This window comes from Nostoc paludosum FACHB-159 (assembly GCF_014698835.1).
Lineage (GTDB): Bacteria > Cyanobacteriota > Cyanobacteriia > Cyanobacteriales > Nostocaceae > Nostoc > Nostoc paludosum.
Window position 1 is genome coordinate 1 of the sequence record NZ_JACJTU010000052.1, and the last position, 13281, is coordinate 13281.

At 39.8% G+C, this 13281-nt stretch carries 14 protein-coding genes and 1 pseudogene; 11 read left to right on the top strand and 4 right to left on the bottom strand.

Annotated elements, in window-relative coordinates:
* The 9 genes and pseudogenes from H6H03_RS31860 to H6H03_RS31900 all read left to right on the top strand — a co-directional run.
* Positions 1–240 (top strand): annotated as a pseudogene (locus H6H03_RS31860) (ParM/StbA family protein); the annotation flags it as partial.
* Positions 237–701, top strand: coding sequence for a hypothetical protein (locus H6H03_RS31865; RefSeq protein WP_190959044.1), 465 nt, complete (start codon positions 237–239; stop codon positions 699–701). The pseudogene H6H03_RS31860 and the gene H6H03_RS31865, both read left to right, overlap by 4 nt.
* Before the next feature lie 78 nt (positions 702–779).
* Entirely contained in the window at positions 780–1442 is a 663-nt protein-coding gene (locus H6H03_RS31870) for a hypothetical protein (protein ID WP_190959045.1), read from the top strand.
* Between the two features lie 82 nt (positions 1443–1524).
* Positions 1525–2202: a hypothetical protein gene (locus H6H03_RS31875; RefSeq protein ID WP_190959046.1), complete on the top strand. Its 678-nt coding sequence runs from the start codon at positions 1525–1527 to the stop codon at positions 2200–2202.
* A 435-nt stretch (positions 2203–2637) separates the two neighbouring features.
* Positions 2638–2946: a hypothetical protein gene (locus tag H6H03_RS31880; protein ID WP_190959047.1), complete on the top strand. Its 309-nt coding sequence runs from the start codon at positions 2638–2640 to the stop codon at positions 2944–2946.
* Between the two features lie 213 nt (positions 2947–3159).
* The gene (locus tag H6H03_RS31885; protein ID WP_190959048.1) at positions 3160–3426 is read left to right on the top strand and encodes a hypothetical protein; all 267 of its coding nucleotides are present in this window, start codon (positions 3160–3162) and stop codon (positions 3424–3426) included.
* A gap of 950 nt (positions 3427–4376) precedes the next feature.
* Positions 4377–5132 carry a ParA family protein gene (locus tag H6H03_RS31890; protein WP_096649218.1) on the top strand — a complete coding sequence of 252 codons (756 nt, stop codon included), beginning with the start codon at positions 4377–4379 and terminating at the stop codon, positions 5130–5132.
* Positions 5133–5329: 197 nt separating this feature from the next.
* Entirely contained in the window at positions 5330–6280 is a 951-nt protein-coding gene (locus tag H6H03_RS31895; RefSeq protein WP_190959049.1) for a ParB/RepB/Spo0J family partition protein, read from the top strand.
* A gap of 83 nt (positions 6281–6363) precedes the next feature.
* Complete coding sequence (locus H6H03_RS31900) at positions 6364–6591, top strand: hypothetical protein (RefSeq protein ID WP_096649161.1); 228 nt, start codon at positions 6364–6366, stop codon at positions 6589–6591.
* Positions 6592–6679: 88 nt separating this feature from the next.
* Here the strand turns inward: H6H03_RS31900 and H6H03_RS31905 are convergent, their stop codons facing one another.
* Positions 6680–7747: a PDDEXK nuclease domain-containing protein gene (locus H6H03_RS31905; RefSeq protein ID WP_313931975.1), complete on the bottom strand. Its 1068-nt coding sequence runs from the start codon at positions 7745–7747 to the stop codon at positions 6680–6682.
* Between the two features lie 235 nt (positions 7748–7982).
* Here H6H03_RS31905 and H6H03_RS31910 point away from each other — a divergent pair, with 235 nt between their 5' ends.
* Positions 7983–9383, top strand: coding sequence for a GIY-YIG nuclease family protein (locus H6H03_RS31910; protein ID WP_190959050.1), 1401 nt, complete (start codon positions 7983–7985; stop codon positions 9381–9383).
* Positions 9384–9478: 95 nt separating this feature from the next.
* Here H6H03_RS31910 and H6H03_RS31915 read toward each other — a convergent pair whose 3' ends face one another.
* Both H6H03_RS31915 and H6H03_RS31920 read right to left on the bottom strand, forming a co-directional pair.
* On the bottom strand, positions 9479–10471 hold the full coding sequence (locus H6H03_RS31915; RefSeq protein WP_190959051.1) for a tyrosine-type recombinase/integrase: 993 nt from the start codon (positions 10469–10471) through the stop codon (positions 9479–9481).
* 58 nt (positions 10472–10529) lie between these two features.
* Positions 10530–10976, bottom strand: a complete 447-nt coding sequence (locus H6H03_RS31920) for a four helix bundle protein (RefSeq protein ID WP_190959052.1) — start codon at positions 10974–10976, stop codon at positions 10530–10532.
* Between the two features lie 660 nt (positions 10977–11636).
* Here H6H03_RS31920 and H6H03_RS31925 point away from each other — a divergent pair.
* A complete protein-coding gene (locus tag H6H03_RS31925) occupies positions 11637–12242 on the top strand; it encodes a hypothetical protein (protein WP_190959053.1) in 606 nt (201 codons plus the stop codon).
* Between the two features lie 201 nt (positions 12243–12443).
* On the opposite strand, the gene H6H03_RS31930 is transcribed toward H6H03_RS31925, so the two are convergent.
* Complete coding sequence (locus H6H03_RS31930) at positions 12444–13268, bottom strand: competence protein CoiA (protein ID WP_190959054.1); 825 nt, start codon at positions 13266–13268, stop codon at positions 12444–12446.
* Between the last annotated feature and the right edge of the window lie 13 nt (positions 13269–13281).

Sequence of the window (13281 nt, forward strand, 5' to 3'; positions counted from 1 at the left end):
GCATGGGAACTCCAGAAAATAGATAAGTATAGCAGTGTTTACGAAAGAACTGGTGAATACATCCCCAAAGACGACAAATTGCCAATGATACCGATGGTTTGGGGTAGCGGTTTTATAACTCAGGTGCAAGAAACTTTTAATTTAAATGAAGAGCAAACATATAGGTATAGTACATCAGCGCGTTTGGTGGACTGCTTTGGGATGTTTGATTATTTGTTGGGGATGGAGACAAGTCAATGAACCAAAGCAAAAAGAAACGCAAGTCTCTGAGTTTGCGGCTTCAACCTTATGAGGGTGATGTTTTAGCGGAGGTGGTTGATTACTTGAACTCGTTGCCCAAGGATGAGGCACAGCGCAAGGTGGCTGATATCTTGGTGGCTGCTTTCTTGCCAGTGGCGCGATTTCAGAGCAGTAATTTTACGCCAGAGCAGATCCGTTTTGCTTGTTGGGAAGCGCAGGATTCATTGAATAAACACGGTAGTTATATGCGTTTGGCACTGTCGGTGGAACAACCGCAGTTTGTGCTGTCACAGCCTGCGTTGCCTGCACCAGTTGTAGCGGTCAATGCCCCTTCTTACATGAGTAATGCTTTAGAGTCGCCTGAGCTTGAGGGGGAAGCGGCTGATTCAATCAGACCAGCAACTCTAGTTCCGGGTCAGGCTTCATCGCAAGAATTGGATGCAATTTTTGGAGGAGATTGAGCGAAGAATATTTAGCTCTAGCCGCAGTTTACAATCATTCATAGCGTTCAAAAAATTACACATTCTCACATTGTCTGCATGAGCATTAATACCGATACACAGCAGTTATTAGTCAATAATCAACCTATAAGACCGACAGAGCCATTAGAATATCGTGCAATTGGTCGGCTCTGGGGGAGGTATATTCCAAGTGAGGATCTTATTTATATTGGGCAACTAATAACTGCTGACGGTGCAATGCTTGAGACAAACCTTGCTAAGAGAGCATCAATACTAGTTCAAAACGCTCGGATTGATTTGTCACAAGAATATCTGTGGACTGCTTACCCAAGAACATTATTAGAAGATTCTCTGACCAAACTAAGGGTAAGTTTAATAAATGTTCGCACACCTAAAGAATATACCGACTCAGTAAAAGCCGAATTGCAATTACTAGCTGATAACTTTTCTGTACAAGGAGTAGTTGTACATCAAGACTTGGAACAAGGGATAGTCGAAGTCAAAATTCACAGAAAACCTCGGAGTAATTTTGAGCCACCTAAAGATTTTCAACTGAAGCTCCGAGGATTTTTACCACCAAATTCGATGAAGAAATTCTGGAATTTTTACGTGCGGCGAGTGGGGACTAGCTTAGTAATTCAATCAGGGGAGTGTATTAAATCTCCTCTTCGTGAGCAATTATTAACTGAAGATATCTCAACCAATACACTAGTTGATGCTACTGAGCTAACTGAGAGCTAAACCGACAGAAAAAGTGTAGTTATTCTTTGTTAATTGCTGATTTCATCAACATTTTTTAGTGCATTGCTGCCAAGAATTTATTATGCCTAAACGTAAATCCCCTAAAACGAATAGTTCAGCATCAAAAGAAGAAGCCACGCCAAATCAACCTGCTATTTTACGTGTCGTTAAACAGAATAATACTGCCACTGACGATAATAACTCTGCACAATCTGGCTCAGAATCAACTGCATTACCAACGGAAAATCAGCCAGTTGAGGCGGAATTAGAAGTAAATAATAACCACAGTCAAAGCATTGAAGTTTCAGAACCGAACAGTAGCAACCCTGTCTTAACTTCTGAAGCTGTGCCTCAAACAATAAAAGTAGAGAATGAACAGTTGGATTTACCTCAAACTCAACAGACAGCAGCAGTTAATTTATCAGAATCAACTGCAAGTATTGAAAGTATATCCTCTGAAGATGAGCAATCGGAATTAGATTTAGAGCAACCGCAATTAGAGAAAAAAGCAGCTTATAAAAAATTAGAGACAGCAACTAATAGGGATGGACAGACTTTTACTGTCAAAGAAAAAATTGAGGTAAGTACGGGTAACTTTGGTATACAAAAGGTTTTGATTATATCATTGTATCAAGCCCCAGATGGAAGTATTTGGGCTTATTATCATCCTGACGATAAAACCCAAAGGCAGCTATGGAAGCGGGGGTGCTGTCGGATTGAGGATTTGAAAAAGCTTTCAACGGGAGTAAGTACTAGCTAACGGGGTAAATAGGGAACTGATTGATAAGTTGTTATGAAGCTATTTTGAAAAGTCGGTAATTACTCAAGACATCGAGATATGCTCATTGTAATATGGGCGTATATACAGAAAGCCTTATACTGAAGCACAACTAATCTCTTGTGTCCTTTGGAAACATGAAGGACATCATTTACCCCAACTAGATGCACTAGTTGGGGTGATTTTTTTGTGGTAGCGATAGGCGCGTTTTATCCTGACTTGGAATCTAACTCAACTCCAAAATTAAAAGCGTCCAAACTTCGTATAAGAGAACAAAAGTTTTACTTTATACACTCTTTAAGAAGAGTCAGGAAGTTTTCATTGATTCTTACGAAGTAGAAAAAATTTACTTAGTTTAAGCTGAGACGGTGCAGACTACTTTCCAAATGCACAACCAGTGGAAGGAAATACAGTGCTATGGGACAACTGTTTGGTCGAATTAAGCGACTCGTCAAGGCAGAACTTAACTATTCTAAGAGCGAAATCAGCACAGATAACTATGAAGACGCTGTAGCATTAGCGGTACTAGGAGGCGTAGCAGGTGCATCCCTTGGCAAAATAGGGATACTTGCAAAAGGTACTGGCTTGAGCGTTGGTGCTGTTCCTTTGACTGCTACAGGGGGTAAAAGTAGCGAGGATACTGTTGGCGAATGTAATACATATTTGTATTTTCAAGTATTACGTAAGCTAAAACCTTCAATTTGCCGTTGCAGCTTTTATTTGTAACACCTTTGTTTATGAGTTTGTAACACTTTCGCCAACAGTATCGGTATCTCGGTGGCTACCCTTTTCAGGAATCGTTGCAATACCCCATACGCCAACTTAAGCAAGAAAAATATAACGAAAAGTAACAAAACAGACGTTAAAGAGTTTTGCTGTCTTGACGGTTATTTTGTTAAGAATTATATTGTTAGCATACTGATCAAAAGGGGAATAACCTTGAGTAGTACTTCTGCTAATCCATCCAGTAATCCATCCAATTCTGATTCCAATCTTAGTAAAGTAATTACAGAATTGGGCGCTGCGGGGACTCTTACAACACTAGCCACACAGGCTAGTGCTATGGGTATTGGTCAAGTAGCTATAATGACTGTTGGTGCAAGTGCTGTAACTGTCTCATTACCTGCGGTTGTAGCTCTCGGCGCAGCTAGCTATTTGGGTCTATCTCTAGGTAAGAAAATGGTTGATGCAATTAACAGGGCTTGAGTATTAGTATTGAACCAATAGTCCAATAAGGCATTGAGCCGAGATGTCTGCAAATTCGGAAATAGAGGCTGAAAAGTCCTGTTATATATAGCTTTCAGCTTCTTGTCCACCTCCAGTTTCACCCAAATACAGTCAAGCTAAATTTAGTACACAGTTACTAATAAATATTGTTTTTAGGTTCTCAAATACCAACATTTGGGTGAAAGTTGGTATTTGACAGCAAAGTAACATTGATTTTTTAGTGGTTCTAGGTATGAAGAAAGAAACTATTCAATCATCGAAAGTTGGTAAAAGTTAAAATCAATAGCATAAATTCCGCGAAAACATCTGCGATCGCGCTTGAACTAACAGTCGCTAAATACCAGATATACCAAGGATTACAGCAATTATGTAGTCTTGATGCCACATATTAGGCGACCATTTGAAGCTGCAATTTCTTTAACTACCGAAATCTTTGAAACCTAGAATTAGCAAGGGTTTTCAGCCTCTATTTCCGAATTTGCAGGGATCTCGGCTCCATGCCAATAAGATACATGCCTTCCCCTCCAGAAAGCCTGGTGGGAATTTTTTATTGAGCGTGCGTAAAACGCCATCCCTTTGTGTATCTCCATTAGTTACAGGAAGCTTCCTATTGCTTTTTATCTCCAAGAACTACCCCAACCTACCCAGATCCAAGAGCTTGCTCCCCTTCGACTTCGCAAGAAAGGTGCGAGACATTGGCTCCTATAATTGTTGATATCTATAGCTTTGAAGCAAGTAATAATTATCCTTGCTTAATTTTTTCTTACTGCTACTAAATTCCATAAAGAAATTACTCATAATCATGATTCTACCTAGAATAGAATCTATGTATTATTTTGGCTTCTCTCATAAACTACCGCCATAAAGTGCAAATAAAGCGCTGATACCGATATTCTTAAGTTGAGGTCTTTATTGTTATTGTTCAGTCAATGACCAAGGTTATTGCGGTTTTCAATCAGTCGGGTGGTGTTAGTAAATCCACTTTGACGATGAATTTAGGCTACCACTTAGCTCAAAAGAAGCAAAAAGTTTTGTTAGTGGACATGGACCCCCAAGCTTCGCTGACTGCTTTTATGGGATTAGAGCCATCTGAATTAGATAAGACAGTTTATGAAGCTCTCCTTGGAGACGAACCATTACCAATTCATCAGAATATTCATAGTATGGATTTGGCACCTGCCAATATCAACTTAAGTGGTGCAGAATTGGAACTTGTCGTAGCAGATATGCGAGATATGCGCTTGAAAGAGGCACTTGAACCAGTTCTCACACAATACGGTTTCATTTTCATTGATTGTCCACCAAGCCTTGGTATTCTTAGCTATATCAGCTTGGTTGCCGCTACACACGTACTTATCCCTATTCAGACCGAGTACAAAGCTTTGAAAGGAACAGAACTATTGTTAACAACGATTGCTCGTGTCCGTTCTCGTGCTAATCGAAAATTACAAATTGCGGGAGTGGTTCCAACGATGTATGATAATCGAACTGGACAAGGATCTCAGAGCTTACAGTCAATTACTAATTCTTTGTCTAAGATTGGTACAATTTATCCACCTATACCTCGGTCAGTAGGATTTGCTGATGCAGCCCAAGAACATCTGCCATTGGCACTCTATAATTCTAAACATCCATCTGTTAGTATCCTTAAACAAATTGCTCAAAGTTTGTCAGTATTACCATAATTAACGTCTGCTCACCAAGAGAACGAGAAGCTGTGGATAACGTTATCCACAAAAAAGAAGAGCGGATTTTGCTAGAAGTTTTTAACTTAATTTGTGTTAATGCAAGCCAAGAGCATCTGCCATTGACACTCTATGCTCTTTAAGCATTCATCTGTTAATATCCTCAAACAGATTGCTCAAAGTTTGTCAGCGCTATCATGAATTCAAAAAAGCGTACTACTCAGCCTTATCAAATCAAAGGAGTTGATGCTCTATTTGGTTCTGACGAGCCAAGAAACGAGAGCGCTGCTGTACTTATTTCAATTGAACAAATTGTTTTGCCACAGCAGCAACCTCGTCGGTACTTTGCTCCTCAATCCATGCATGATTTAGTAGAGTCAATTAAACAGCATGGAATTCTTCAACCCCTTCTCGTTCGTCCACAAAAGGATGGGAAGTATGAATTAGTTGCGGGGGAACGACGTTTCCAAGCTGCTAAAACTGTTCAACTAGAATCTGTTCCGGCTGTGATTCGGCAGATGACTGATGTTGAGGCATTTGAACTCGCACTTTCTGAGAATCTGCAAAGAGAAGATTTAAATCCTGTTGAGGAAACCGAGGGAATTGTTGCACTTGTAGCATTAAAACTCAATCAAACCACAGAGTCAGTGATTGCTTTACTTGCTTCAGCTGCTCATCCAGAACGAGAAGCTGTGGATAACGTTATCCACAGCCCAGAATGGCAGACTCTGCTTGAGGTATTTAACTCAATCGGGAAATTCTCCCCTGAAAGTTTTAGAACCAATCGGTTGCCACTCCTGAAACTTCCTCAAGATATTATGGAAGCACTACGGTCAGGAATGATTGAGTATACTAAAGCAAAAGTAATTGCGCGAGTGAAGGATGAATCTTTACGTGCATCATTGCTAGACGATGCCATCCAAAACGACTTATCCTTGAGTCAAATCAAAGAACGTCTAGCTGTAATTAAAGCAGAGACAACTGGAGTTTTAGCGAAAAAATCTCCTGACATAAAAAAGCAGATCGATGAAGCTTATACTAAAGTAAAAAAATCAAAGGTTTGGGATAATCCCAAGAAGCAAAAGCGATTGCAAAAATTACTGGCAGAACTAGAAGCCTTAATAGTTGAAGAGAGCAATGATAGCTGAAATTCGATTTCGCCTTTGTGGTTGACAGCATAAGTCCTGACTATTTCTTAGTTATTATGTTTAAATAAACACTCAACTACCTGATGCCAAAAATCAAAACATTTGCAGAAAATTACCCTCATCTAACCCGCTTTGTTAATGAAATTGGTTGGATAGAAATTGGGGAAAGCGAATATGTTAATTCCTTTGCTAGAGCTTATGATTTAGGTGGTACTGTCTACGAAGGAAAACCCAACTATTCAAGTTTAGAAGCTGCATTCCAAGACCTAGAAGCAGCCATCAAAAAATATTTAGAAGACAACGGAATCTAACTTATACCCAATAGCTAAAACTCAAACCAACGGTAAAGGTACATTGATAATTAATTGCAGATTGTTTTGGCGGGCAATGAGTTGAACTTTAAGTGTTTAAGGAGCCATACTTCTGGCTTTCAAGTTCGGCAGCAGCCGTATCTAGCTCCATCTCCAGTTGTTCAACCGTAGGCAGGATACCTTTAAGCTGTTCTGGAACGTCTTTTCCTATCTTGTGTGTAGAAACGCCGATAGGTTGTGTCATCCCTTGTAATGCAAGCTCGGCAACAGTCTTGTTTTTAGACTTGCAAAGGATGATGCCGATGGTGGGCTGATCATCAGGATGGCGCAGAATAGCGTTCACTGCCGACACATAAAAATTCATTTTTCCAGAAAATTCCGGCTGAAATTCCACCATTTTTAGGTCGATGATGACAAAGCAGCGCAGCTTGAGGTGATAAAACAGGAGGTCAAGCCGGTATTCCTGGGAGCTGACCTCAATAGGATACTGGCTTCCCACAAATGAGAAACCTGCTCCCAGCTCCAAGAGAAAGTCACGAATGCGATCTACGAGCGCCCGCTCTAAATCCCTTTCCTGCGCTTCTTTGCCCAACGTCAGGAAATCAAAATTATACGGGTCTTTAATAAGTTGCTGCGCCAAATCGGATTGGGGTTTAGGCAAGGTCTGGCTAAAGTTGGTGACTGCACGACCCTGGCGTTCATAAAGACGGCTCTCAATCTGCATCTCCAGGATGGCGCGGCTCCAGCCGTTTTCAATGGTTTGCTGGATGTACCAAACCCGCTGCTCTAGGACTTTTACGCGATCCAGCAAGACACAGTTATGCCGCCAAGGAATTTGTCCACCAAGCTGGTGGACAAATGACTCCTCCGGGTAGGCTGACGCAAAAGCCCGCATATAGAGCAGGTTTGTACGGGAGAACCCCTTTATGTCCGGGAACTCTCGTTTCAAGTCTTTGGCTAGGCGCTCAATTACTTTAGTGCCCCACCCTTCATCCTGCTGGCGTTGTAAAATCTCCCTGCCGATTTGCCAATAAAGCAGCACTAACTCTTGGTTAACAGCAAGTGCCGCCCGCATTTGCGCGCTGCGAACGCGCTGTTTAAGCATGTTTAGAAAAGCGTCATAGTTGGTCAGTTCGGGAAAAAGGGAATCGGTCACAGTGAAGAACTTATCGGGCGGTTACTGTATTTTACATTAACGTAGTAACCGACTGTGTGAAATAGGAAATCATTTATACGTGTTCAACACTTAAAACTTTGATGGCGATCGCGCTTTCTGGTACTGGTTCGGCTTAAAGAGTAGATTAATTTTCTTGGTTTAATTGGGCATTTTAACTATAGGGATTATCTGTAACTCCTATCACTGTTCCAACTTCTGAGAAAAGAGAATAAACATGGTTTGTGGCATTTATCAAATTTTAAATACTGTTAATGGCAAATCTTACATTGGGCAATCTCGAAATATATACAGGAGATGGAAGCAACACACAAGAGGCTTAGATAAGCCGAATGTTTTAGAAATAGGAAGTTATCCCCTTAGATATGCCTTTTTAAAATATGAGCTAAAACAGGTAGTGACTACACCAGGGTTAACAGGGTTATTTGATTTTAAAATTATTGAAGAATGCACAGAAGATAAACTGCTTGAAAGAGAAAGATTCTGGATAAATAAAATTGATCCAGAATATAACTGCAATATTTGGACACCTGCTCGAAAGAAAAAACAAATTGATTCTGAACCAAAGTTTTGGGTTCAATATCATAACTACAATGCACTGGGTTACTTACCTGCTGAGTATATAATTGATGAATATTTAGTAGAAGAAATTGACTATGACGAAGCTTTGACTGGTATAGGAACGAATAAACGCTCAGTTTTGAACACAGTAGGTGATACTGTTTTTTTAATAGTAGGCATAGGTGAAAAGCCAAAACAATACTACCTGTGGTCTAAATTTATATGTGAAGAAATCAACATCCAAGAAAATGAAAATCTTTTGTCTTATAGTGCTTTTGGTTCTGGTCATTTACTAGATAGCCCTCAACTATTAAATTCAAAAGAGTTTAATGAGTTTAAAAAATATTGCGGTAACTTTGGTTTTGGTTTTATGCGTATCAAAGAGTCAGGTGAAGGCTCAATATATTTAGACACCTTAAAAGAAATAGGAGAAAAACATAAGCCAGTTCAAACAAAATTCAATTTTTCACACTATATAAAAAATTTCTATACGGAAGTTACACGTATTAATCCTCAAGAACTTTCTGCATATCATAAACGAGGTTTTGCACAACATTTAGCTATTTCCCTACATCCTCAAGATGCAGTTTTATTACTTTGGCAAATTTGTACAACATTAGTAATATTTGAGCCAAGCAACAAAGTATTAAACTACGAAGGGAATACTTTATTAGTTCATACACTAGATTACTATAATCCAGAATCCGAAAAGGATTTTCTAATTTCTTGTGGATTAGATGAAGAAACGTTTCCTATAAATGCAATCCAAGGTTGGGTAATTTTTGAAAAAATTTTTAAATATGATGAACAAAGTTTCGCTGCCGATAAAGATTTGCATCTGTTAGGAGAAAGCCTTGCTAAATATCAAAGTGACTGCGGTTATGAAGGCTATAATGCTTGGGGTATTACTGTAAAAGAACCTCTAATTTTTGATGTACCTATTGTTAATGTATTTGCACCCGAAGATATTTATAGTGAAGAATTTTGGGAACCAGAAACAGGAGTAGATTTAGAAGATTTTTTATTAGCATTAGAAAGACCATTTAAAAGTGAATAGTTTAAGCAAAATAGCGATGGCTATTCGAGTGCTGGAATTAAACTTGCACAGGCGACTATTAATAATTCTTTAAATTCTAACTTTACCCTTATTTCCTAAATCAATTCCGATATCGAGTCGCTCATCTGCTTTTGCAAACGCTGGCGGTTATCATCATATTTCAACACCGTCTGCACCTGGGCGTGTCTGCTGAATCGCTGAGTTGCCCGGTAGTTGCCATTATTAAGATCCAATACTGTAGTAATCGCACTGTGACGAACACGATGCGGCGACATCTTCTTAGTGATTCCAGCTTGCTTACAAAGACCATCCACCAATCGCCTGATTGCTTCCCCGGTTAATCTCGCTCCATTTTTGTGATAGGCCAGCACCGTAAAAAGCGGGTCATCGCCACGTTTTTTCTTAGAAGCTTTTATCCAACTGGCGATCGCCGTTGCCGTTTTATCCGATAGGTCAAGAATATCCTTCTGGCTACCCTTGCCTTTACCTAGAATAGAGAGCGTTTTCTCCTTCGGGTTAAAGTCATGCACATTTAAATTGACAATCTCATTGCGGCGCAAGCCATTATCCCAAAGTAACCGCAGAATGGCATAGTCACGTTTGCCCTTCAAAGTATTCTGGTCAACCAGGGCGATTACCTTAGCATAATCAGTAGCGGAAATCCCCGTAGTGTCCCGGTAGGTTTCAACCCTTTCACCTTTGACATCATCCAAAGAGAAATTGCAGACCCCCAACCGTCGCCCCATTTCCACCATCGACTTGATAGCACTGAGCCGACGATTCACCGTAGCTTCAGCCAGTTTTTTCTTGATGAGGTGCGCTTTGTACTTGAGAACCACAGCAACGGCGTGACGCTGTTCCAGGTGAAGGAACTCTAACACTAAATCCCGGCTGGGTTCTTTTTTGGCGACGAATAAGAAAAAATCTTTCAAGTCTTTCTGGTATTCGCGCTTGGTATTCAGAGATCGCTTATCACCAATCAGCTGCTGAATAACGTCCGGGTCATTCTCTAAAGAAAAGTCCTCGCCGATCGCCAACGCCAAGGAATTTTCTAAAACACTCAGATTTTCGGGGTGGATCGGGTTCATGGTTTTAAGCAGGGGGGCAGAGGGGCAGAGGGGCAGAGGAGCAGGGGGGAGAAGAGGTTTAATTTTTCTTCATCAGCCAGGGGGATGGGTTGTTAATCATGTTGACTAAACTACCTAGAACTTGGTTGTAAATTCCATAAAGTTCTCGACCCGTACTAACCTCTAAATAATTGCATTTAACAGCAAACTCTATCCATGTCTGAGTTTCAGCAGCTTCCGCTTCACAGAAGAGGCAGGGGAGCAGAGGGGCAGGGGGGCAGGGGAGCAACCCTACTGAAGTTTCGTCTTGCTTGAAACCGATTACCAGCTTTAAGGGAGCAAGGGAGATTGGCGTACTCATTTCTCCCCTGCACCTCTGCACCTCTGCTCCCCTGCAAGGTTTGGTCAATGAATAGCGTTCCTCAACAGGAAACTTTTTCGACACCTCAAATATTTTCATTGCCGCATCAAAAGCCGTTTGATAAACCCTTAAATCCTTGTGATTCCTAATTGCTTCTCTTTCCATCTCAAGAGCCCCTCTGCTCCTCTGCCCCCCTGCTTCCCATCTTAATGGTTTCGGCGGTGTTTATTACTCTCAGTGGTGTGAAAAGGTATATTGTCGCACTATTTGTGGAAGGAGCTGCCAGGGGGGTTTGGTCAGTTATTGTCAGATGATTGACAGTCAGGGAGGGCGATAAAGAGAAATTTTCTGCGATGAAAGTGTAAGGATTGACGATCTCTGTACGTGATCTGACGGTCAAAGAATAGGGTGGTGACAGTAACGAACACCATCATCCGTATATAGGGGTTTGGGTATAAGAGCGCGTCTTGAAAAGAGGTAGAAATGAAAATAGTTGATATCAAGTTCGTGATATCAACTTTTAGCTACAGCTTCCGACGCACCTGCTTAACCTGCACAGGGCAGGAAGGAGTGCAACTGAAGGTGAATTGAGTTGGTTTCTGGTCAAAGAACCTTGAAAGCATACCTCAGTTAGTTCAAGCAGCAATAGGGGAAAGATATTGTTGCCAGAATATTTTTCACTTAACCTTTTAGGCTTATGCTTGGACGATTCTGGAGTTTTTGATTAGTGATAAGCAATCTCTCCTTGTACAACAGGCAAGAGATGAACTGTTAGTTCATATTTTTAATCAACTTAACAAAGTATTTCTCTACAATTAGCAGACCATGAATATCGACCAACAGGATCTTCTCAATGATGAAACACTACTTCTCAGCAAAGCTGCTAATGCCGTCATTAAAATCAATACTCATGAATTGAAGCGTCTTCCATACGATCAATTGATGTCGCTTGCTGATTTCAAAAACAAAGAAGCAATTGGTGGGATGTTATATTTGACAAACTACCGCTTGTTATTCAAATCTCACACGCTTAATCGTGTTACGGGCAAGTTCAGTATTTTTCTTCCCACAGTACAAAGTGTGCGTGACACATCACAATTACTAATAAAGAAAATTGAAGTAGCTACACAAACGCAAACACTAGAGTTCATAGTGTGGGGTATCCCATCATTAATTCAAGCTATTAAATCGGCAGCAGACGCTCTTACTGAACAGCAAAAGACAAATATCAAAAAGTGTATGATGACAGATTACGAAAAAATAGGAGGTGGGCTTAATTCCTCTAAGGTTATGAATAAGATTGCGTTAAATATGATAGATGTTATTAATCCACTCATCGAAATCATCCAAGAACCCATAAATTTTTCAAGCGTATTGAATCTACTCGAACTATGGGAAATTCTGGGGAAGGAAGAAGATAAATACCATTAGAGTAAATATAAAGACACTGTAGGCGATTACGACGGGGCTTGATGCTACTGATGGGAATATTAGAAAGGTGCAGAAGTTGAGCCGTCATGCTGACCCTCGAACGTTAATGATTTATGACGATAACCGGAATAAAGACCTGTGGGAAATGTCGGAATTATTAACCGGTATGTTGAAGGATTCCTAGTGAATAAAAATTAATAATTAATCATTAATATTTGTGTACACTCCTCCATTTTCTCGTATGAAATCTGCTTTATTAATTTTCTTTATACACATTAAACCACTTTCATCATATTTTTGTAGCAACCATAATAGAGTTCCTCCAAAATCAATAAAGACAGATTTCTTTGACTGATACCATATAGTTCTTGGGTTTTTCCAATGAAATAAATGATGTCCGATGTAATTTTCGTTTACTTCCTGATTAATTGTTTCTAAGGAATAATAAATTTCTCCCATCTTGGAATAAGGTTTTCCAGTTTTAATATAATTAATATAATCAGGATTTTCAGATTTTTTTAAGAACCAAAAGGCATCTATATCATTATGGGCATAGTGAGTTTTATTTGCTTGTAAAATAAGAATATCTTGAACCAATTCACTCGATGGATTCGGAACACGGGATGAAATCGTAAAGTTCTTTAAAAATTTTTCCCCATTTACTATCCAAATCATTTCCTTATAAAAATCTTCTCTTGAAGAAAGCTCTTGTTCACTTATTTGTGAATTTTGAAATTCCAGAACAACTCCATTATCAGTTTTTACATCTGCTATATGCTTTTCTCCAGTTAAAGCATCGACTTGAATAACTTCTTGATTATTTTCGGGAAAATAACTTTTCCATAGCCTATGCCACTCAGTCTCATTCTCCCACCAAGAATCACATATCTTTTTAGAATCATGCGCCCAATGCCAAACCTTTTGATTACCGCATTTTGAAATAGTTAGACTACCACAACAAATGCAAATGCCTTTTGTTTTGGGTGTAGCTTCTTGCCTTATTCCATTAACCAATGCGTATTTCATTTAACTATGAACA

Bases quoted from the DNA above. Each gene is read 5' to 3' on its own strand.
- H6H03_RS31915 (WP_190959051.1), bottom strand. From the start codon at position 10,471: ATGAACCCGATCCACCCCGAAAATCTGAGTGTTTTAGAAAATTCCTTG.
- H6H03_RS31865 (WP_190959044.1), top strand. From the start codon at position 237: ATGAACCAAAGCAAAAAGAAACGCAAGTCTCTGAGTTTGCGGCTTCAA.
- H6H03_RS31895 (WP_190959049.1), top strand. From the start codon at position 5,330: ATGAATTCAAAAAAGCGTACTACTCAGCCTTATCAAATCAAAGGAGTT.
- H6H03_RS31875 (WP_190959046.1), top strand. From the start codon at position 1,525: ATGCCTAAACGTAAATCCCCTAAAACGAATAGTTCAGCATCAAAAGAA.
- H6H03_RS31880 (WP_190959047.1), top strand. From the start codon at position 2,638: ATGGGACAACTGTTTGGTCGAATTAAGCGACTCGTCAAGGCAGAACTT.
- H6H03_RS31930 (WP_190959054.1), bottom strand. From the start codon at position 13,268: ATGAAATACGCATTGGTTAATGGAATAAGGCAAGAAGCTACACCCAAA.
- H6H03_RS31900 (WP_096649161.1), top strand. From the start codon at position 6,364: ATGCCAAAAATCAAAACATTTGCAGAAAATTACCCTCATCTAACCCGC.
- H6H03_RS31870 (WP_190959045.1), top strand. From the start codon at position 780: ATGAGCATTAATACCGATACACAGCAGTTATTAGTCAATAATCAACCT.
- H6H03_RS31925 (WP_190959053.1), top strand. From the start codon at position 11,637: ATGAATATCGACCAACAGGATCTTCTCAATGATGAAACACTACTTCTC.
- H6H03_RS31910 (WP_190959050.1), top strand. From the start codon at position 7,983: ATGGTTTGTGGCATTTATCAAATTTTAAATACTGTTAATGGCAAATCT.
- H6H03_RS31920 (WP_190959052.1), bottom strand. From the start codon at position 10,976: ATGGAAAGAGAAGCAATTAGGAATCACAAGGATTTAAGGGTTTATCAA.
- H6H03_RS31890 (WP_096649218.1), top strand. From the start codon at position 4,377: ATGACCAAGGTTATTGCGGTTTTCAATCAGTCGGGTGGTGTTAGTAAA.